This is a genomic window from Flavobacterium ammoniigenes (assembly GCF_020886055.1).
Taxonomy (GTDB): domain Bacteria; phylum Bacteroidota; class Bacteroidia; order Flavobacteriales; family Flavobacteriaceae; genus Flavobacterium; species Flavobacterium ammoniigenes.
In genome coordinates this window covers 1,136,721-1,157,492 of the sequence record NZ_AP025184.1, presented here as the reverse complement: position 1 = coordinate 1,157,492, position 20,772 = coordinate 1,136,721, and the positions used below count along the sequence as shown (strand labels likewise).

General features: G+C 36.1%; 20 protein-coding genes. All 20 read right to left on the bottom strand.

Annotated elements, in window-relative coordinates; genetic code table 11:
* Positions 1-4: 4 nt before the first annotated feature.
* A complete protein-coding gene (locus LPC21_RS05185) occupies positions 5-745 on the bottom strand; it encodes a glycosyltransferase family protein (RefSeq protein ID WP_229316115.1) in 741 nt (246 codons plus the stop codon).
* Positions 727-1,602: an aldo/keto reductase gene (locus tag LPC21_RS05180; protein ID WP_229316114.1), complete on the bottom strand. Its 876-nt coding sequence runs from the start codon at positions 1,600-1,602 to the stop codon at positions 727-729. Before LPC21_RS05180 ends, LPC21_RS05185 begins: the two co-directional genes overlap by 19 nt.
* 11 nt (positions 1,603-1,613) lie before the next feature.
* Complete coding sequence (gene pseF, locus LPC21_RS05175; RefSeq protein ID WP_229316113.1) at positions 1,614-2,306, bottom strand: pseudaminic acid cytidylyltransferase; 693 nt, start codon at positions 2,304-2,306, stop codon at positions 1,614-1,616.
* 2 nt (positions 2,307-2,308) lie between these two features.
* The gene (locus LPC21_RS05170; protein WP_229316112.1) at positions 2,309-2,833 is read right to left on the bottom strand and encodes a GNAT family N-acetyltransferase; all 525 of its coding nucleotides are present in this window, start codon (positions 2,831-2,833) and stop codon (positions 2,309-2,311) included.
* Between the two features lie 6 nt (positions 2,834-2,839).
* Positions 2,840-3,907 (bottom strand): N-acetylneuraminate synthase family protein, encoded by a 1,068-nt coding sequence (locus LPC21_RS05165; protein ID WP_229316111.1) that lies wholly within the window; start codon positions 3,905-3,907, stop codon positions 2,840-2,842.
* A gap of 9 nt (positions 3,908-3,916) precedes the next feature.
* Positions 3,917-4,813, bottom strand: coding sequence for a dTDP-4-dehydrorhamnose reductase family protein (locus LPC21_RS05160; protein WP_229316110.1), 897 nt, complete (start codon positions 4,811-4,813; stop codon positions 3,917-3,919).
* Positions 4,814-5,824, bottom strand: a complete 1,011-nt coding sequence (gene pseB, locus LPC21_RS05155) for a UDP-N-acetylglucosamine 4,6-dehydratase (inverting) (RefSeq protein ID WP_229316109.1) — start codon at positions 5,822-5,824, stop codon at positions 4,814-4,816.
* A gap of 18 nt (positions 5,825-5,842) precedes the next feature.
* Positions 5,843-6,904 carry a Wzz/FepE/Etk N-terminal domain-containing protein gene (locus tag LPC21_RS05150; protein ID WP_229316108.1) on the bottom strand — a complete coding sequence of 354 codons (1,062 nt, stop codon included), beginning with the start codon at positions 6,902-6,904 and terminating at the stop codon, positions 5,843-5,845.
* Between the two features lie 91 nt (positions 6,905-6,995).
* On the bottom strand, positions 6,996-8,291 hold the full coding sequence (locus tag LPC21_RS05145; RefSeq protein WP_229316107.1) for a nucleotide sugar dehydrogenase: 1,296 nt from the start codon (positions 8,289-8,291) through the stop codon (positions 6,996-6,998).
* 116 nt (positions 8,292-8,407) lie between these two features.
* Positions 8,408-10,852, bottom strand: coding sequence for an SLBB domain-containing protein (locus LPC21_RS05140; protein WP_229316106.1), 2,445 nt, complete (start codon positions 10,850-10,852; stop codon positions 8,408-8,410).
* A gap of 62 nt (positions 10,853-10,914) precedes the next feature.
* Entirely contained in the window at positions 10,915-11,916 is a 1,002-nt protein-coding gene (locus tag LPC21_RS05135) for a mannose-1-phosphate guanylyltransferase (protein WP_420828052.1), read from the bottom strand.
* Positions 11,917-11,972: 56 nt separating this feature from the next.
* On the bottom strand, positions 11,973-12,404 hold the full coding sequence (locus tag LPC21_RS05130; protein WP_229316105.1) for an adenylyltransferase/cytidyltransferase family protein: 432 nt from the start codon (positions 12,402-12,404) through the stop codon (positions 11,973-11,975).
* Positions 12,405-12,836: 432 nt separating this feature from the next.
* Positions 12,837-13,301 (bottom strand): UpxY family transcription antiterminator, encoded by a 465-nt coding sequence (locus LPC21_RS05125; RefSeq protein ID WP_229316104.1) that lies wholly within the window; start codon positions 13,299-13,301, stop codon positions 12,837-12,839.
* A 63-nt stretch (positions 13,302-13,364) separates the two neighbouring features.
* Complete coding sequence (locus LPC21_RS05120; protein WP_229316103.1) at positions 13,365-14,756, bottom strand: UDP-glucose 6-dehydrogenase; 1,392 nt, start codon at positions 14,754-14,756, stop codon at positions 13,365-13,367.
* 30 nt (positions 14,757-14,786) lie between these two features.
* Complete coding sequence (recR, locus tag LPC21_RS05115; RefSeq protein ID WP_229316102.1) at positions 14,787-15,407, bottom strand: recombination mediator RecR; 621 nt, start codon at positions 15,405-15,407, stop codon at positions 14,787-14,789.
* A gap of 36 nt (positions 15,408-15,443) precedes the next feature.
* On the bottom strand, positions 15,444-15,809 hold the full coding sequence (locus LPC21_RS05110) for a CoA-binding protein (RefSeq protein WP_229316101.1): 366 nt from the start codon (positions 15,807-15,809) through the stop codon (positions 15,444-15,446).
* 62 nt (positions 15,810-15,871) lie between these two features.
* Positions 15,872-16,813 (bottom strand): citrulline utilization hydrolase CtlX, encoded by a 942-nt coding sequence (ctlX, locus tag LPC21_RS05105; RefSeq protein WP_229316100.1) that lies wholly within the window; start codon positions 16,811-16,813, stop codon positions 15,872-15,874.
* Between the two features lie 53 nt (positions 16,814-16,866).
* Positions 16,867-17,784, bottom strand: coding sequence for a dimethylarginine dimethylaminohydrolase family protein (locus LPC21_RS05100; protein WP_229316099.1), 918 nt, complete (start codon positions 17,782-17,784; stop codon positions 16,867-16,869).
* 79 nt (positions 17,785-17,863) lie between these two features.
* Positions 17,864-19,135, bottom strand: a complete 1,272-nt coding sequence (locus LPC21_RS05095; protein ID WP_229316098.1) for a citrate synthase — start codon at positions 19,133-19,135, stop codon at positions 17,864-17,866.
* A gap of 157 nt (positions 19,136-19,292) precedes the next feature.
* Complete coding sequence (eno, locus tag LPC21_RS05090) at positions 19,293-20,585, bottom strand: phosphopyruvate hydratase (protein ID WP_229316097.1); 1,293 nt, start codon at positions 20,583-20,585, stop codon at positions 19,293-19,295.
* Positions 20,586-20,772: the final 187 nt, after the last annotated feature.

The window sequence follows — 20,772 nt, the reverse complement described above, 5'->3', positions numbered from 1 at the left end:
AATATTAACGATACAAATCACTTCTATTTACCTTGTTATTTAGTTCCAAAATTAATGGTGATTTTTCTAATAGTTCTAAAACTTCCTCTCTTAAAAATACATAACCTTCTTTATATAGTTCGGAATATATTTTTTGTGCAAATTGATAATCCTCAATAGTATCCAAAGTCCATCTATGAAAAGACAAATCTTTTTCATTTTGAATATTAGCTATATTAAACTTATCTTTATTTTTATGTATATATTGTGTTACATGTTCTTTATCAAAATCACTTATAACATTGTTATAAGAAACCTCTAGAGCATTAAATGTTAATACTTCCACATCTAATCCCTCTGGAAATGAAACAGGATTATTATTACACACAAAATCTAATTTATTATCAATCAAAACTCGAACCGCTTCATCAACTAATCTATAATCTTTAAATGGATCATCAGCTGTGATTCTTACGATAACATCTATCTGATATTTTTTAGCTGCTTCATAATAACGCTCTAATACATTATTCTCGGAACCTCTAAAAACGCTAATATTATTACTATTTGCCCATGTTTGTATAAGATTATCATCAGGTAAATCGGTTGTTGCTATTATGATTTCTTGTAACAAATCTGATTTTTTCAATCTATTAACAACATGCTCCAACAATGGTTTATTTGATAATTCAAGAAAGACTTTATCAGGCAGCCTAGTTGATCCTCTTCTTGCCTGTATTATAGCCGCTACTTTAATCTTTTCCATAACGAAGGATTTAATAAATCTATATTTTTAACTTTTATCGCGTTAATTTTCGATTTTGATTCTGTACTTATAACATAATCCAAAGCTTCCAAATTATCCACTAATTGCTTTACAGAGTCAACCCCAATCAATACATTATCAATGTTTTTTTGATTAACACAATAGCTTTGTGCCAGATTAATAATTGTAGTATTTTCAGATGCCGCTATTTTTTTTAAAACTTCAATTTCATCTGATAATTCATGATAAATTAATTTGTTTTTAGAACTCTCTGCAAAAAATAATCCTTGTAAAAAAGCTGAACGTGTATGTACGATTTTTCCTTTAATCTTAAGTTTTTTTAATAAATCTCCTCTTATTGATTCATTATCCAACAAATTAAAAGGTAATTGTACAACCGTAATTCTGTCATCTAACAACAATTCTTCAATCTGCTCATTCGTATAAGTAGAAACTCCAATATGTTTAATAACTCCTTCCCTTTTCAATAATTCTAAAACGTCTAAATCCTGATTGCAGTTTTTGTAAGTATCAAAAGAATGAAACATTAATACTTCAAGATTATCAACATGAAGCTCTTCACAATATTTTTTTATTTTTTTTTCTACCTCATCAAAAACTGTATTGTCAGGAATTTTGGTAATCACTTTAAATTTAACTTTTGGATTTAATCTGTGAAAATCGCCTATCACTTGATGTGCATTGCCATAAATTTCGGCAGTATCTAAGGTTGTGATTCCATATACATGAGCTCTCAATAAAATTTGATGACTTTCTTCTAATGAAATTTTTCCAAGCTTATTGTTTATGCCATAGTCCAGTCCCATTTGAACTGTGCCTAGTATTATTTTTTTCAAATGATATAATTTTATAAATTATGGATTATTCTATACTTAATTTCAGCAGCTTCCCAATCTTCCAGTTCATCAATATCTTCAGCTCTATTTTTATTCAGAAGAATAAAACCTGAATTTTCAACTATAAGGGTCTTTTCCTTCAATAATACATTAGGTTTAAAAAAATAAAATTGTCCTGAATCAAAAAATTTGTTTTCAAAATCTTGAGTTCCATAAATAGAAAATTCTGGATTTACAAATCTAGCTTTATTGTTATCAATTCTAATTGCTCTTTGAATAGGGGAGGAATACTTAATAATTGGAAATACTAAATCATACATTTGATTTGTTAATTTCCAAAAAGCATCATTTAAAATGAACTTTGTTACAAATGGAGCACATGGATACAAACAACATACAAAATCAAATTCAAGTCCTGATTGTTTATATTGAAATAATACTTCCTCAATAACATCAAATGTTGTAGCTACATCACTTGAATTTTCTAAACTTCTGAAAAAAGGTACTTTAGCACCATACTGCAATGCAATTTCGGCAATTTCTTTATCATTAGTTGAAACCATAATCTCGTCAAATAATCCTGAAGAGATTGCCGTTTCAATAGAATACGCTATAATCGGCTTACCTAAAAATTCTTTTATATTCTTCCTAGGTATTCTTTTACTTCCTCCTCTAGCAGGTATTATTGCAATTTTTTTTTTCATTTTTAAAACTCAGATTTTAATATTGAAATAATAAATGAATCCCAATATTTACCTTCACTAAACGCATTCTGTCTTAACTTCCCATCTACCTTAAAACTAAATTTATCTTTAAAAAAATTTAATTTTTTATGGTCATATTCATATAATTCCATCCATATCTTATTTAAATTAAGATCCTCAAATCCGTATTTTATTAAAGTCCTAGCTGCATCATAAGCATATTTATCATCAATATATAATTGATCACGACCTATGTAAAAAGAAAAATCGGTTGACCTATTAATCCAATTTGTATATAAAAGCCCGCAAGCACCAATTGGTTCGTTATTTTCTAAATCAACAATAACAAACATAAAATCATTTGGATTAGGGTAGGTTCTGTCAAACCAATTTTCTTGATTCAGTAAGTTTAGCTCCTTATGTTCTCTAAAATTTTTTCTAAAATCAGGATTATTCCTCCAATCACGTAAAAGAATTAAATCATCTTTTTCCATCGCTCGAAGTCCAGTTATTTCACCTTTTAACATAGCTATTTATTGAATATGTTTTTTTGTAATATGTTCCCCTTTTCCGATTGGGGTTACCAATACTTTTCCAAGAAGTTCACTTACTTGGTATGGTGAAAAACCATCTTCTGGTATTGGGCGAAGGGCTTCTAAATCCTTATGTGTTATAATATGACCTATTTCAAAATCTGAAACTGCTCTTAAAGATCTTCTTTGAACTATTAAAGATTTTTTTTCATTCTCTTCTATTCTTTTTACTCCATCTCCTAAAGCATAATAAACCTCATTTGCGTTATCAACCATTTCTCTCCAAGTTTTGGGATTCATGGCAAACTTATGATCAGGCCCATCATTATCATTACTATCGGTAAAATGTTTTTCAATTACTAAAGCACCCAAAGCTACCGCTCCTAATACTGTTGCATGTCCTAATGTATGATCAGACAAACCGAGTATTGAATTCGGAAAACGCTGGGCAAAGTATTTGAGCACATTTAAATTAACATATCTATATTTATCCCTATCTAAAGTATAATTTGTATTACATTGCATTAACACAACATCTTCTGTAATAGCTTCTATAGCATTCATTGCTCTAACAACATCTATCATTTCTGAGGCTCCTGTAGCAATTAATACAGGTTTATTTTTTTTGGCAATATATTCAATAATTTCAATCCAAGTGATATCACCTGAACCAATTTTATATAAATCTACGAAAGGATCAACCGCATCAACAGACTCAAAATCATAAGCACTTGTAAAAAAATCAATCCCTACTTCTTCACATTTAGCTTTCAATAATGGGGTCCAATCTAAAGAGACACTTGCATCTTCATATACTTCATATACGCTTTTTTTCCAAGAAGATTGATGAGATAACTGGGTTCCTAATTTTTCAAAACCAATTTTACTTACAATTTTTGAAGCTTGAAAATTTTGAAATTTAGCGGCATCAGCACCCGCTTCTTTAGCTAACTCAATCAGTTTATATGCCCTATTGATATCACCGTCATGATTGGCTCCGATATCAGCTATAAAATATAATGGTTCGCCTTGACCTATAATCTTATTCCCAAATTTAATTTTTTTCATAATTGATTATTATTTACTGTGAAAATCATTTCTTAACATTGAAAAACCGGAATCTATTGAGAAATCATAATCTTTAATTGCAATTCTAATTTTTGAATTATCTAGAGTTGTATTTAATGCTCTAGGCGCAACAAAATCATTTTGATTGAATTCTATACGATTTATATACTGTTTCGAAAAATCAAATTCTTTTTTTATTTTTAATAAAAAATCATACTTTGATATTTTTTCATTAGTAGCGACATTATAAATTCCATATTCTATATTTGAAACTATAATTTTTTCGATGATTTCAGCTAATTGGCCTACGTACATTGGATTAAAATACATATTGCTGAACCCATTAATAGTTTTACTATCCTTTAATTCAGTATAGCCCCATTCGAAGAGCGATTTTTTCATAGGTACATTAAAACCATAAATATTAGTCCTTAATATATAATGATTTTTAACATTTTTTTTAACCACTCCCTCACCCAACAATTTTGTCTCAGCATAATAACTCAAAGGATTTAAAAAGGAATTTTCAGTATAATTACCAACTTTACCATCAAAAACAGCATCTGTTGATATATATATATATTTATCAGAATCCAAAATTGAAAAAATTAATTCCGTTGCGTAAACATTTGCCTTAAATGCCAAATCTTTTTCAATTTCACATAAGTTAACATTTACCTCAGCTGAACAATGAATAATTGAATTAAATTTTTGGCTTTGAATAGAATTTAAAAAAACCTCTGATGTTAAATCACCTATTAAAATCTCTGCACCTTCAAGTCTAAAGTTCTTATTTCTTGATATTCCGAATATTTTATACGAATTTAATTGCTTGAAATGTCTATAAACTGCCATACCAAGCATTCCTGATATACCTGTAATTAAAACACTCTTATTATAATTCATTTACTGAAAATTTGAATCTACATGTTCTTTTATCAATGCTCTCAAACCATCAATGGATTCCCATTCTGTATTGGTTCCAGAATCATAGTTAAATCCCTCTGTTACCTTTTTAGCTCCAAATGAAGTAATAAAATCATTTATTTTAAAATTAGGGAGAGTAGGGAGAATAGTATAATATTTACCTAAATCATAGGTATAAAATGAATCAGAAGCCGTAATCATTTCTTCATGTATTTTTTCGCCAGGTCTTATCCCTACGATTATTTGTTCACAATCTGGTGCAACGGCAGTAGCTACGTCAGTAATACGATAAGATGGTATTTTTGGTATAAAAATTTCACCTCCCCAAGCATGTTCAATGGCATGCATCACCATATCAACACCACCTTGTAAAGATATATTGAACCGAGTCATAGCAGCATCTGTGATTGGTAATTTTCCTTCGCTTTTTTTCTTTAGAAAAAATGGTATTACAGAACCATTAGATCCCATAACATTTCCATAACGCACTACTGAAAATTTTATAGGATTAGCCCCTTTAATATTATTAGCAGCTACAAAAAGTTTGTCAGAAGTTAATTTTGTTGCACCATATAAATTAATAGGTGCGCAGGCTTTATCAGTTGAAAGTGCTACTACATTAGACACTGTAGTTTGTAAAGCAGCATGAATTACATTTTGAGCACCTCCAATATTGGTTTTGATACATTCATCTGGATTGTATTCTGCCAAATGAACATGTTTCATAGCTGCGGCATGAATAACAATATCTACTCCCTGAAAAGCTCGTATTAATCGTTGCTCATCTCTAACGTCTCCAAGAAAAAAACGAATTTGAGGAAATTGATTTTCAGGAAATTCCTGAGCCATTTGAAATTGTTTTTGTTCGTCTCTAGATAAGATAATTAACTTTTTAATATTCGAATGGTGCTTGAAAATATGAGTAGTTAAGGCTTTTCCTAAAGACCCTGTGCCTCCTGTTATTAATATGGTTTTATTTTCTAAATTCATTATTATATAATTTTTTAATTAACTAAGCAATTGTTTTATTATCCTTTTTGTAAGTAAAAAAAGAATAAATATAAAACTAGACAAAATTCCTCCTAACACTAAACCTTTAGCTTTACCAAACTTTTCTTTAGGCAGGGGTAAAATAGGTCGATCAATGACTTGAATCAGTGGAGTTTCTTTACGTAAAGTCACTTTTGCCAATTCGGTTTGTTTGACTAATTCGGTTAAAATCGCCGTATTGGCTTGCACATCCACTTGACGTTTGGCCGATGGCGCTCGATTCACATTCAAAGCAGGATTCAACATAAAGGTATTGTCATTGGCTACTGCTACTCCGGTAATAGCACCATTCAATTCGGCACGAATAGAGTCCGTTTGATGTTGCAATATCGCCATATTCATTCTGGCTTTCTTGCTTTTGGTATCTACATAAAAGTCAGAGACCTTCTTCGCTAAAGTTTCCGAGAAGGCTTTGGCAAAAGCCTCATTTTCTGATTTCACATTAATACTAATTATCGATATTTTTTTGTCTTTTTGAGCTACGGTCAAACTGGTCTTGGATAAGTCTTCATACATTTTACCCATAATACTATCGTGTTCCCGGCTAAAATATTTGCGCTTAGTCAAAGGAGGAAATTGAATTCCCTTTAATTTTGGTTTTTCATTCCATTTATCTCGCCACTCTTGGGTACGAATATACATTTCCGCCAAGGAAATCGTATCCTCTCCTGATAGTACAGGTTGCATCAAAGTTTGTTCCACCATCGAGCGGGATTTGAACAATTCAGTTAGGTTTGCCCCTGAGAATGCACCGCCACCACTGCCACCACCTAAATCCAATCCTAAGGAACTGGCCAATCCCAAAGCGCCACTCATTCCTCCTCCTTTTTCATCTTCTAGTGCAAAGGATAAAGTTGCTGTATAGATTGGTTTTTTACTTATAGAGTAGGCTAAACCTATAGCCGCTCCTATAAAACCTGCTAACAGAATGATCTTCCAATGAGAAAGTAAATAGGAATACCATTCTTTTGCTTTCTCGAGTAGTTCTTTGAGGGTGATTTCGTCGTTTTGTGTTTCCATATATTTTAGTTCGTGAACCGTGATTCGTGATTCGTAATTAGCTTCGCTCTGTTCGGCTTCGCCTTTGGTCGTACTTCGTAAATCGTCAATCTTACAGTCTCCAATAATTTTGATAATCGTCTTTCTTCAGAACCCCTTTGATATCAAAAAGATAAACTGGTCCATTAGACAAGACTTCCAACTCTTTGGGTTGCATGGTACGATACGCTTGATGCCCTACTGCCAAGACAATGCTGTCGTATTTGCCTTCTGGAGCTACTTTCAAGTGAATGTTGTATTCGTGCTCTAATTCGGCTGGACTGCCAAAAGGATCAATCACATCCACCGCAATCGAATAGTCTTCTAATTCTTGTATTAAATCGACTACTTTCGAATTGCGAATGTCGGATACCTCTTCTTTGAAGGTGATGCCCATGACCAATACTCTTGATTTTCCTGGATTTTTATCTTGTTCAATTAAGGATTGTACAATGCGTTTGGCAATAAACGACGGGATGAAATCATTCACACGTCGGCCTGCCGCAATAACCTGTGGCTCAATGCCGATCATTTTGGCTTTGTGCATCAAATAAAACGGATCAACACTAATGCAATGCCCACCCACCAAACCGGGCTGGTACTGATGAAAATTCCATTTGGTTCCTGCTGCAGCTAGCACCGCTTGGGTATCTATCCCCATTTTATCAAAAATAATTGCCAGTTCATTCATTAACGAAATATTGATATCGCGTTGGGTATTTTCAATCACCTTAGCGGCCTCGGCCACTTTGATGGATTCCGCACGATGCAATCCAGCTTTGATAATACTGCCGTATATTCCAGCGATCAATTCTAAGGCTTCAGCATCATTTCCTGATACAATTTTTAAAATGGTGGTCAAAGTACGCACCTTATCTCCTGGGACAATCCGTTCCGGACTGTATCCGTATTTAAAATCTTTTCCCCCTTGCAACCCTGAAATGGATTCCAAAATAGGCAAACAATCGTCCTCGGTACAACCAGGATAGACCGTCGATTCGTAGACTACTACATCCCCTTTTTTCAAAGCCGAAGCCACACTTTTAGTCGCTCCTAATAGCGGATTTAAGTTCGGTACCTTATTGGAATCAATATCCGTGGGTACGCCAATGATATGAAAATGCGCTTGTTGTAAATCGGAAACATCAGCTGTAAAGCGAATATCGCAACCTTCAAAAGCGGTACTGTCCAATTCTTTAGAAGGATCAATCCCTTGTTGCATTAAGGCAATGCGCTCCTGATTGATATCAAATCCTATGACCTTGAACTGTTTCGCCAACTCTAAAGCCAAAGGCAAGCCCACATAACCTAATCCAGTTACGGAAATGCATTTTTCTTTATTGATAAAGGGCTGGAGACTATAAGTCATCTTTGTTGTCAGTTATCGGTTGTTAGTTGTTGGCTATTTCGAACGATGTGAAGCAATCTTTGGTAGTATTAGTTAAACTTCGTAAATCAAATATCGTACTTCGTAAATTGGTAATCTTACTTAAACGCTGTTACAATCAACAAGGCCAAGCTTGACATCACACTACCAATACTCACCCATTCGCCAGTTGACATTTTCTTAGTCAATGGTTTTTCAGGTACTACAATTTGAGAACCTGGGGTTACTTTTGGATAGGATTTGAAAAACAAGAAGGAACCCGTTACAGCCGCTTGTCCATTAGGATAAATTACATAGGCCTTTCTTTTCCAAGCTTTGGCATCGGTACCACCTACTGAACTTAAATAATAGTTCAATCCCCTTCCACTGTTGTATGGGATTTCCGAAGTTAACAATACGCTTCCTGTTACTTTTACACTCTCGCTAAACTCCACTACTTCAATCTCATCGCCAGGCAATAAAGTAATATTGGTACGGTTATTCGGGTTACGAACAATTTTATTCCAATCGATAGGAATCGTAGCAAATTTTACCTCTTCTTTTAATTTTTTAAGGGCCGAATTATCCACGGTATCTTTTGAAGTCAATGAAGCGTCAATACTATTCTTATTAACATCCAAATTAACGTTCTCTAAATCCTCAATTTGTTTCGCTTTGATGGGACGTTTGATTTTCATTCCTCGGTTATTGGCCAAAGGAGTCAATCCACCGGCACGTTGAATCACAGAATACAATTTTTCTTTCTTGTCTGCCAAAACGTATTTTCCTGGGTAGTGCACCGCACCTGTAAGAGTAACCATTTCTGGTTTTTCGTACACTGCCATACGTCGAATGTTCACCACGTCAAAAGGAGCTAGAACAAAGTTTTCCGCTTGCTCGTTATTATTCGGGCTAATTTCTATATTGAATAATTCGGCACGAGCTGAATTGGTATTATCAATGTCTTCCGACTGAATCATACGGGCTACTTCGACTCTTTTAGAAGCTGATCCAATTAATCCGCCGGCTTGCACTAACAAATCATTCAAGGTCAGGGCAGGATTGTAATCGTATTCTCCCGGTTTTTTAATTTCGCCATCAATAGTCACTTTGTACTCTTCTTTGAAATCCAAAATTGAAAAAACGGTAACAATATCTTCTTTTTTTAATAAAATATTAGCCTGTGCATCACCCGCTAACGCTTTGTCCAAATTCACTCCAACCGCTTCTTTAGTTAAATCATCCTTCACACGCACAATGGTTGCACGTGCTGTATAGGCATCTTCTTTCAATCCATCGGCTTTGGCAATCAAATCCGCAATACGCATGCCTTCGTAAAAGGAATAGGTATTGGGTCTGAACACGGCGCCTTCAATTTTAATACGATTTTCAAATCGGTTTAAAATTTTGGTTACAGTAAATACATCGCCAGATCTTGGTTTGTACAATTTATATTCGGTCGCTTTGACGTCTTTTACTTTAAATTCTTTATCTGTTTTTTGCAACACATTCACTGAAGCCGTAAAAGCAAATTCATTGAATCCTGATGCAAAAGTCAAGAGGTCTTGAAAACTCTCTCCCGATTTCATTTCAAATATACCCGGGCGTTTTACTTCGCCTTCTACCGTGACTCTTTGGCTATAAGCCGGAATACGGATGACATCATTATCTTTCAATCCAATATTATCGGATTGGTTTCCATTCACCAAAAAGCGATACAAATCGATGGTGCGGTAGACTTTATTATTTCGAATTAACTCGATATTACGGTAACTGCCGTTTTTGGCTGGACCACCTCCTAAAAATAAGGCATTGTACACCGTTGCCAAAGAAGAAACCGAATAATTACCTGGTTGTTTACTGCCAATCAAGGTCACTTTGATGGTACGAATACGACTCAAACTGACTCCCACCTGCGATTGTCCGGAACGAACCGTACTGTAGACGCGAGCGATTGCATTTTTAATTTTCAAAGTAGCTGCCTCAATGGTCATGCCCGAAACCGCTATTTGTCCTACGTACTGAATGTTGACTTTTCCTTCTACTGTTACCGGAACGGCATCACTAAATTCTTGAATCCCATAAACGCTAATTTGCAATTCATCGCCAGGTCCTAAAACATAATTGACTGGAGTAGCCAATTTTAAATTAGGCTCAAAATTCAAGCTAGGATTGTCAAATAATTCCGATCCAAAAACCAAAGCGTTCAAAGTGTCTTTGACCTTTTTGTTCTCAATTGGCTCTTGTTTTCTAGTATACTCATTATCTGTTGGAGCTTCCGTAGGCTGTTTTGCTTTAGTTGCAGTAGCACCTCCACCCAAACGCGCTTTTAACTTGACAAATTCAGCTGCCGACATCCCTTTGGCCAAGGCCATCGGTTCAGCCTGATCAATAGTCATGTTGTTGCTTTGCAATTGCGAACGCAGTTTAGCCAAATCGGCATCGGATAAATAATCCACTTTTAACGTGCTTAAATTTTGTCCTTTCAATAAGTCTTGAGCAACTACTGATTGGGTTGGCGTCAACGCAAAAAACAAAACGGCGATAAAGAGTAATTTTTTCATATTTTTTTATTCGTAATTTGTAAAACGTGATTCGTAAATCGGAAATAGTATTTAATAAGGTATTAGTTCAATAAGTCCGAGCCTTGTCGTTCCAACTCATTGTAAATGTATTTGACATCTTGGGATTGTTCTTTTTGTAAAATCAAATTAGCATCAGGAGTAGCCACAAAAATGGTATTTTTCATTCCGATGAAAGTCGAAAAAACATCAGTACCAATCACCATATTGCCCTGCGCATCGACCGGATGGCCTTGAGCAGCCAAATAATCATAAACCGATTCGAAAGAACCTAAATCGGACCAAGCAAATTGCGAAGCCACAACTTTGATTTTTTTGGAACGCTCCATCACGGCGTAATCAATACTAATGGATGGAATTGCCATAGATAAGTCAAAATCCAATCGCCCATTTTGATTGGCTTCCCAAGCTTGTTGGGCTTTAGCATACACTTCCGGTTCAAACGCTTTCAATTCGTCTAACAACACTCCTGCTTTGAAACAGAACATGCCGCTATTCCATAAAAAATTGCCTCTAGAGATAAAATCAATAGCCGTAGCTTTATTGGGTTTTTCTCGAAAGGCAAGTACGGTGTCTTCTTTGTGCTCAATATAACCAAAACCGGTTTCGGGTTTGGTAGGTACAATACCAAAAGTGACAATATAATTGTCCTTGGCTTTAGCAATAGCTTCAGCAATAGCGCTAGTATAGGCCTCCATTTCGTCAATGATATGATCGGAAGGCGTCACAATTAAAATATCCTCTGGTTGTGCAGCGAAAGCTGCAAAAGCGATGGCTGCAGCGGTATTTCTTGGCGTCGCTTCTACAATATCAATATAGGGTGTTTGGGATTTTTCCAAAACTTTGCGACTCAAATGGCAGTTGTCTATATTGCCTACGACCATCACTTGGTTCACCAAATGACTGTTGCGCGCCACGGTCATTTCAAACAAGGACTTGCCTTCAAACAATTCTAAATACTGTTTGGGTTGGCTCTTACGAGAAAGCGGCCACAATCGGCTCCCCACTCCTCCTGTAAGAATAACATGTATAATGGATGGATTCATTTTTATATACTTTTTTCCGTTGTCTATCTTTGTTACAGATAACTAACAACAGCCAACTATTTCTTCGGTTGTTTGTCGGCTACTTCCTGACGTAAACTGCTGCTTGAAAATCGGTGTTCGCGAACATTAAAACACAGTTCGATCCCTTTTTCTTCGCAATAGGTTCTTCCAGTGAAATTTTTATGTTGGTATTCGTCACCAATGATGCGAACATCAATCTTAAAAGCACGTAAAATATCTTCTAAATCTTGCTCGGTTGCATACGGAACAATTTCATCGACAAACTTGCATCCTTTCAACTGAATATAACGCTCCACAACAGATTGTACCGGACGGTTTTTTTCTGGGCGATCAATGGTTGGATCGGTTTGCAAGCCACAGATCAAATAATCGCATTGTCTTTTGGCTTCTTCCAACATCGTGATGTGCCCTGCATGCAGCAAATCAAAGGCACTGAAGGTAATTCCGACTCTAAGTTTAGTACTCATAAATTATAATGGAATTTAAAATTAAACAATTGTTAATTTCAGTTCACGGCTTCGCCCTTTCCAGTCACATAAGCGTGTCTGAAAAAGGCATATTTTAAGCATTGCAAAAGTAGTAAAAATAAACTTATACACTGGCGCTTTTTTAGGCTATCAGCAGCCGATAAATTCATAATAACCCATTTGATAAATCTAAAATACTAATAATCAATTTAAAACAACAAATAGAACTGAATAATTAGCTTAAAATATCACTAAATACAATGAGAAGAAATAGGAGGTATACGATTTAGAAAGTAAGATTAACTTTAACCTAACTAAAAATGTTCAGCTTACTATACATTCCCTTGTTGAGTGGGGAATAATTCTGAATAAAAAGTAAAAGGGATGACCCGAAGCGAAGCTACTTACGATTCACAGTTCACGGTTTACGGATTATTTATGCTTCATCTTCAACACGCAACCCATGGATTCCAATACCAAAACATAGTGAGAAGCCGTTACTTCTTGCACTACTGCTTGTTGGTTTACAAAAGGCCCCGAATCGACTTGTATCGTTTCACCTACTTGATAAGTGCCCACTTCAATCTCGGCAGCATTTGGAGCTGATAACCATTTTTTGATGGTAGCGATTTCGTCTTCGCGCACCATGGCTGGTTTTTGTAACCAAAATAAAAAGCGAACGGCACCAGGCGATTGAAAAACCAAAGGACGGTCTTTCTCCTCCAAATGCACAAAAACATAGGAGTTAAACAAGGGTACTTCGACCTTCTTTTTACGATCGGACCATTGACGCTCTTTGATCACCAAAGGACAATAGCAATCGATACCGATCGCTTGCAATTGCTCGGCCACTTTTTTCTCCCATTTGGGTTTTGTGTAGAGTACGTACCAGTTCATCCTTTATTGTCGCAAAGACGCTAGGGCGCCAAGGTTAGTAATTATCTAAAAAGTCAAAAAAAATTAAGCTCCGATGCCTTGGTATACAAAACCAATAGCTTCCATTTCAGCACGATGCAACAAATTACGACCATCAAAAACAAAGGCTGGTTTTTGCATGCCATCATAGATTTTTTGCCAATCGTAGGTTTTGAATTCATCCCATTCGGTTAAAACTGCAATTGCATGTGCTCCATGACAAGCATCATACGGACTTGCAAAAGATTGCAATTGTTTGGCATTGGCTTCCTTAGAACGAGTTTCTAAATAATCCAAGTCGGCTAGGGCTTTTGCCTGCGACACTTTAGGATCGTATACTGCAATTTGGGCCTGTTCGTTAATCAAATCATTGGCTACATAAATCGCCGCCGATTCGCGAGTATCGTTCGTATCTTTCTTAAACGCCCAGCCTAAAAAAGCTATCTTTTTTGCTGCTACTGTGTTGTACAAAGTTTGTACAATTTGAGTAGAAAAACGTCTTTTTTGATGGTCGTTCATGATAATCACCTGTTCCCAGTAATCGGCTACTTCGTTCAATCCATAGGACTTGGCAATGTAGACCAAATTCAAAATATCTTTTTGAAAACAAGAGCCTCCAAAACCTACTGACGATTTCAAAAACTTAGAGCCAATTCGGCTATCCATACCAATGGCACGAGCCACTTCATTTACATCAGCACCCGTTTTTTCACACAATTCTGACATGGCATTGATAGACGAAATTCGCTGCGCTAAAAAGGCGTTGGCCGTTAATTTTGACAATTCCGAAGACCAAACATTAGTGGTTAAAATTTTGCTGGCTGGAACCCAATGAGCATAAACATCCACTAAGGCTTGAATCGCTTCTTGCCCTTCAAGAGTGGTGTCACCACCAATTAGAATTCTATCGGGATGTAATAAATCTTCTACCGCGGTTCCTTCTGCTAAAAACTCTGGATTGGACAAGATTTGGAATTGCACTCCGTTGCCAGTATGGTCTAAAATATTTTTGATGGCCTCGGCAGTACGCACCGGCAAAGTAGATTTCTCCACTACAATTTTGTTGTCTTTGGCCACTTGAGCAATTTGACGCGCACACAATTCGATGTACTTCAAATCGGCTGCCATTCCTTTTCCTTTTCCGTAGGTTTTGGTTGGTGTGTTGACCGAAATAAAAATCAATTGTGCCTCGTCGATCGCTTTGTCTACCTCAGTAGAGAAAAATAAATTTCTTCCTCTAGCTTCCGCAACAACAGCGCTTAATCCTGGTTCGTAAATGGGAATATTATCTACATTTTCATCGTTCCAAGCGGCAATGCGTTCCGCATTCAAATCGACAACCGTCACCTGAATGTGGGGACATTTTTGAGCAATTACCGCCATAGTAGGTCCTCCTACATAACCGGCTCCGATGCAACAAATTTTTGTAATCTTCATGGATTCTATTGTTAGTCGTTCGACTTTATTTTAATTGTTTTTAATAGACTTTTCAAAAGGAACGCGTTGTACAATACTACGTCCTAAAGTCACTTCATCAGCATATTCCAATTCATCTCCCACCGAAATCCCTCTGGCTATCGTAGACAATTCCACAGGATAGTCCATAATTTGTTTGTAAATATAGAAATTAGTCGTATCTCCTTCCATGGTAGAGCTCAAGGCAAAAATGATTTCGCTCACCCCACCTAGTTTGACTTTTTCTACCAAAGCATTGATGTGCAACTGACTCGGTCCTACGCCATCGATAGGCGAAATTTTTCCTCCCAAGACATGATAAATTCCTCGAAACTGACCTGTGTTTTCAATCGCCATGACATCGCGAATGTCCTCTACTACACAAATCATTTGATGATTCCGACTAGGATTGGCACAAATTTCACAAATCGCACTATCCGAAATATTATTGCAACTGGTGCAATGTTTAATGTCTGAGCGCATGGTGACTAAAGCTTGTGACAAATACTGGGTTTGCTCCTGGGGTTGTTTCAACAAATGCAAAACCAATCGCAAAGCCGTACGCTTTCCAATACCTGGTAATTGCGACATTTCGTTGACTGCTTTTTCTAAAAGTTTTGAAGAAAATTCCATGGATACAAAAGTAGTGAATTTGTAAAATGAATTGGCTTAGTATTGATTGGTAGCCAACAGAACCAAGGTACAAGCCACTTCTACTTGGATATCGTTCAGCGCTAGTAATTGGTAAAATTCAGGATTTTCCGTTCCTGGATTAAAGATAACCCGCTTCGGATGGGCTTCAATAATATAGTTGTAATACTCCCTTTGACGTGCTGGATTGAGATACAAACTCACGGTATCTAGACTTTTAATAGGCAAGGCTTTGGTCTGTATTTTAACTCCTGCCACTTCTCCTGCATTTTGGCCTATCGCCAATACCGAATGTCCTTTGGCCACCAAATTCGTAATGGCTTTAAAAGCGTATCGTTCCGGTTTGGTCGTAGCGCCAAGCACCAAGGTTTTTTTATTTTTCATTGATTTGAATTCTAAGCTGCAAAAGTAATCAAAAAAGAAACGATTGTGTCAAATTATTCCGACTAAACCGAAGCTCTTGGTAAGAAAATTTCCGCCATCATACAACGGGCACTACCGCCTCCACAAGCTTCAATGGTATCCAAATTCACTTTTAAAATGGTCAGATGTTCTTCTAGTTGCGCAATTTGTTTCTTAGTCAAACATTGGTAAGCCGAAGCGCTCATGACTAAATAACGACGTTCATTAGCGCCAATAACTTCCAGCATATTGCCCGCAAAATTATTCAGTTGTGATTCAGTAATCAAAATAATTTCTTTATCGTCACCACGTAGGCTGTCCAAGACCATCTTACGTTCTTTTTTATCATCGATACAATCGGCACAAATCACAGCAAAGGTATCCCCAATACACATCATCACATTGGTGTGATAAATGAGTTTTCGCTCTGAATCAACCGATTGAAAGGCTTCAAAAATAACCGGACTGTATTCAAAATCTTCGCAGAACTCAATGAATAATTCTTCATCAGCGCGCGGAGACAAAGCACAATAGGCTTTTCCATTTTCACGATCTAAAACAATACTTCCGGTGCCTTCCAAAAAGAACCCTTCGGTTTCTGCCGAAGTATAATCCATAATTTCGTTGACTTGAAATCCTTCCTCTTCCAAGATATCTAAAATATCTTCTCTACGCTCTAATCGGCGATTTTCAGCAAACATAGGATACAGTACTACATCGCCATTTTCGTGAAACGAAATCCAATTATTGGGAAAAATACTATCAGGCGTGTCCGTTTCCGTGGTATCATCTACCACAATCACTTGAACACCTACCCCACGTAATTGGTCAACAAAAGCATCAAATTCTTGTTGTGCTTTGGCATTTACCGTAGCAGGCAATAAACCGTCCAACACCTTTTGGTAGTAATTATTAACTGCAGTTTGTTCGTTCATGCGAAACGCCACTGGGCGAATCATCAAAATAGCGTTAGTGGTCTGGTTCATATTTTTTTTGTTATCGGTTATCTGTACTTGGTTCACGGTTTACGAATTTCGGTTTACGATTCACGAATCAACGGTAAAGTCGAGCATCGTAACAAGCCTTCTTGTTTGGCTATTTCAGCATACGGAATTTCCTCTACGGTAAATCCATTTTTTCGAAGCCATTTATTCAATCTATGGAATTTACGTTCCGACACTACAACATCGGGTGCTATTGAAAAAACATTAGAATACATATGATACATTTCTTTTCGCTTGATATGAAAAAGATTGTCGATCCCAAACAACTGTTCTAGAAATAAATAATCGGCTTCTTCTCGAAAACCCCGTTTGTAAATGATTGCTTTGTCTTTGCCTACAGGCTGAAAACAACAATCCAAATGCAAAGCATTGTCTCGGGCTTCTATTTTGGATTTAACCAAATCAAATTCCTTGACTATTTTGTTTGGAAACAATTTTCTAAGATATTCCACACCTTGCATATTGGTTCGAGCTGTAATATAGTCTTTGTAATCACTTCCTTTGTAAGTTCCTACAAAAATGTAATTCTCCCACAACATAACATCACCACCTTCTATGTGAACTTCCTCAGGCGGACGAACCACTTGTGCGGGCTGTATTTGATCAATTACATATTGAATCGCATCCAACTCCCGTTCTCTATCCGGTAAAATATTGGATTTAATAAAGATATTGTCAATAACGAAGCCAATATCGCGAGTAAAAATTTGATTGTAATCTGAAATCAATTGGGGACGAAAAACCGTTACCCCGTATTTTTTTAACACTGCTTCAAAAGCATTCATTTCTGGTACCATATCCGCTTCGATAGGATAGGTTCCTGCTTTGATATGTTCTAATGATTTTGGATCATAAGCCTCTTCGGGTTTTGGTGTAGGCCCATTGCTTTCTGCCGTTCCTAAAACCACTGCACGCAATCGCGAGGTCTCGTCTTGTACATGTAATTGCAACATAAATTCGGAATTTAAGTGGGCTAAGATAACAAAAAAAGCTTCACTAGAAAGTGAAGCTTTATAAATATTCTTGTTCGAATTATCGTTTGAATTCTCTCAAAGGATGTCCGATATAAATTTGTCTTGGTCGACCAATTGGTTCTTTGTTTTCACGCATTTCTTTCCATTGTGCGATCCAACCTGGTAATCTTCCAATAGCAAACATTACGGTGAACATATCAGTTGGAATACCTAAGGCTCTGTAAATAATTCCAGAGTAGAAATCTACGTTTGGATATAAGTTTCTTGACTTGAAGTACTCATCTTCCAAAGCCGATTCTTCTAATTTTTTGGCAATAGCCAAAATTGGATCATGAACGCCCAAAGTACTCAATACTTCATCAGCTGCTTTCTTGATGATTTTAGCTCTTGGATCAAAGTTTTTATATACACGGTGACCAAATCCCATCAAACGGAAAGGATCGTTTTTGTCTTTGGCCTTCGCCAAATATTTGTCGGCATCACCACCTGTACTAGCAATTTCTTCTAGCATTTCAAGTACCGCTTGATTAGCACCTCCGTGCAATGGTCCCCAAAGTGCCGAAACACCTGCAGAGATAGAAGCAAATAAACCAGCATGTGAAGAACCTACCATACGTACCGTTGAAGTCGAACAGTTTTGTTCGTGATCAGCGTGCAGAATAAATAATTTGTCTAAAGCATTTATAACAACTGGATCTGCTTTGTAAGGCCCTGTAGGCAATTCAAACATCAAGTGCATGAAGTTTTCTACATAACCTTTTGTATTGTCATAGTAATTCAATGGGAAGCCCATGCTCTTTCTGTACGTCCAAGTTGCAATAACTAGGAATTTACCCATCGTCTTACAAACTGCTTCATACATTTCTTTGCTGTTTTCTACATTCACCGACTTCGGATTGAAAGCAGTCAATGCACTTGTCAAAGCAGACAAAACACCCATTGGGTGAGCTGTTTTTGGGAAACCGTCAATGATGTTTTTCATTTCTTCGTTTACCAAAGTATATTTTCTAATATCTTCCTCAAATTGGTGCAACTGCTCTGCAGTAGGCAATTCTCCAAAAATAACTAAATACGAAACTTCTAAGAAATTGGACTTTTCAGCCAAATCTTCGATAGAATAACCACGGTAACGCAAAATTCCTAACTCACCATCAAGGAAAGTAATTTCACTTTTGCAAGAACCTGAATTTTTGTAACCTGGATCTAATGTAATTAGACCTGAAGCGTCACGTAATTTACTAATATCTACCGCACCTTCATTTTCACTACCAACGATAACGGGTAGTTCAAATTGATTGCCATCGATTTCTAATGTTGCTATTTTTGACATAATATAAAAAGGAAATAAACTGTATTAAAATAATAATTCTCAAATTTAGGGAATTTCATATTAATTTGAAAGTGAAATCTGAGGCAAAAATGTTAAAATTCAAAAAAAAAGCCATTCACAATCCGTGAATGGCTTTAAAATTTTGAGAAATCTTTAATTATTTTATCTTGAAAGCATTTTTTCCAGGAAAATAAGCCGTATTTCCAAGCTCTTCTTCGATGCGAATCAACTGATTGTATTTTGCCATACGATCAGAACGTGAAGCCGATCCTGTTTTAATTTGGCCACAGTTCAATGCTACTGCTAAATCAGCAATAGTATTGTCTTCTGTTTCTCCTGAACGGTGAGACATTACTGAAGTATAACCTGCATTTTTTGCCATGTTTACAGCCGCAATAGTTTCTGTCAAGGTACCAATTTGGTTTACTTTTACTAAAATAGAATTAGCAATTCCTTTTTCGATACCAGTTGACAAACGCTCTACATTAGTTACAAACAAATCGTCACCCACTAATTGTACTTTATCACCGATTTTCTCAGTTAATAATTTCCATCCATCCCAGTCGTTTTCGTACATACCGTCTTCGATAGAAATAATTGGATATTTAGCAGCTAATTCAGCCAAATAAGACGCTTGTTCTTCTGAAGTTCTAATTTTACCAGTTTCTCCTTCAAATTTAGTGTAATCGTATTTTCCGTTCACATAAAATTCAGAAGCTGCACAGTCTAGAGCAATCATAATTTCGTCACCAAAAGTATATCCTGCATTCTCCACTGCTTTTTTGATAGTATCCAAAGCATCTTCAGTACCACCAGCTAAATTAGGAGCAAAACCACCTTCATCACCTACAGCCGTAGAAAGACCTCTGTCGTGTAATACTTTTTTCAAACTATGGAAAATCTCAGTACCCATTTGCATAGAGTGAGAGAAAGAAGTTGCTTTTACTGGGAAAATCATAAACTCTTGGAATGCGATAGGCGCATCAGAGTGCGATCCTCCGTTGATGATGTTCATCATCGGTACTGGTAAAGTATTAGCAGAAACCCCACCTACGTAACGGTATAATGGCAATCCTAATTCATTAGCAGCCGCTTTAGCAGCAGCTAAAGAAACTCCTAAAATAGCATTAGCTCCTAATTTCGATTTATTTGGCGTACCATCTAAATCAATCATCATTTGATCCAATACATTTTGTTCGAAAACAGAAGTACCTACTAACTCATCAGCGATAAGAGTATTTACATTGTTCACTGCGTTTAAAACTCCTTTTCCTAAGAAAGCTTTTCCTCCATCACGTAATTCAACAGCTTCATGTTCTCCAGTTGAAGCTCCAGATGGTACTGCTGCTCTACCTAAAACACCATTTTCTGTGATAACATCAACTTCAATAGTAGGATTCCCTCTAGAATCAAAAATTTGTCTTGCGTGAATTTTAACGATAATACTCATAATCATTTATTTTATAATGTTGAACTCTATATTTTAAGCGCAAATATATTACATCTTTCGCAATCAAAACACAAAAAAAATCAATCTTATTAACGAAAACGTTGTAATTAATTAATGAATTTTAAGCTTGATTTGTGATTCTCAAAGTTTTAAAGAAAATAACACTCAAAAACCTCAAATTGTTAAA

Bases quoted from the DNA above. Each gene is read 5' to 3' on its own strand.
- LPC21_RS05125 (WP_229316104.1), bottom strand. From the start codon at position 13,301: ATGAACTGGTACGTACTCTACACAAAACCCAAATGGGAGAAAAAAGTG.
- ctlX (WP_229316100.1), bottom strand. From the start codon at position 16,813: ATGAACCAGACCACTAACGCTATTTTGATGATTCGCCCAGTGGCGTTT.
- LPC21_RS05120 (WP_229316103.1), bottom strand. From the start codon at position 14,756: ATGAAGATTACAAAAATTTGTTGCATCGGAGCCGGTTATGTAGGAGGA.
- LPC21_RS05140 (WP_229316106.1), bottom strand. From the start codon at position 10,852: ATGAAAAAATTACTCTTTATCGCCGTTTTGTTTTTTGCGTTGACGCCA.
- LPC21_RS05170 (WP_229316112.1), bottom strand. From the start codon at position 2,833: ATGTTAAAAGGTGAAATAACTGGACTTCGAGCGATGGAAAAAGATGAT.
- LPC21_RS05095 (WP_229316098.1), bottom strand. From the start codon at position 19,135: ATGTCAAAAATAGCAACATTAGAAATCGATGGCAATCAATTTGAACTA.
- LPC21_RS05165 (WP_229316111.1), bottom strand. From the start codon at position 3,907: ATGAAAAAAATTAAATTTGGGAATAAGATTATAGGTCAAGGCGAACCA.
- LPC21_RS05100 (WP_229316099.1), bottom strand. From the start codon at position 17,784: ATGTTGCAATTACATGTACAAGACGAGACCTCGCGATTGCGTGCAGTG.
- LPC21_RS05150 (WP_229316108.1), bottom strand. From the start codon at position 6,904: ATGGAAACACAAAACGACGAAATCACCCTCAAAGAACTACTCGAGAAA.
- pseF (WP_229316113.1), bottom strand. From the start codon at position 2,306: ATGAAAAAAAAAATTGCAATAATACCTGCTAGAGGAGGAAGTAAAAGA.
- LPC21_RS05130 (WP_229316105.1), bottom strand. From the start codon at position 12,404: ATGAGTACTAAACTTAGAGTCGGAATTACCTTCAGTGCCTTTGATTTG.
- eno (WP_229316097.1), bottom strand. From the start codon at position 20,585: ATGAGTATTATCGTTAAAATTCACGCAAGACAAATTTTTGATTCTAGA.
- LPC21_RS05185 (WP_229316115.1), bottom strand. From the start codon at position 745: ATGGAAAAGATTAAAGTAGCGGCTATAATACAGGCAAGAAGAGGATCA.
- LPC21_RS05110 (WP_229316101.1), bottom strand. From the start codon at position 15,809: ATGAAAAATAAAAAAACCTTGGTGCTTGGCGCTACGACCAAACCGGAA.
- LPC21_RS05160 (WP_229316110.1), bottom strand. From the start codon at position 4,813: ATGAATTATAATAAGAGTGTTTTAATTACAGGTATATCAGGAATGCTT.
- recR (WP_229316102.1), bottom strand. From the start codon at position 15,407: ATGGAATTTTCTTCAAAACTTTTAGAAAAAGCAGTCAACGAAATGTCG.
- LPC21_RS05145 (WP_229316107.1), bottom strand. From the start codon at position 8,291: ATGACTTATAGTCTCCAGCCCTTTATCAATAAAGAAAAATGCATTTCC.
- pseB (WP_229316109.1), bottom strand. From the start codon at position 5,824: ATGAATTTAGAAAATAAAACCATATTAATAACAGGAGGCACAGGGTCT.
- LPC21_RS05135 (WP_420828052.1), bottom strand. From the start codon at position 11,916: ATGAATCCATCCATTATACATGTTATTCTTACAGGAGGAGTGGGGAGC.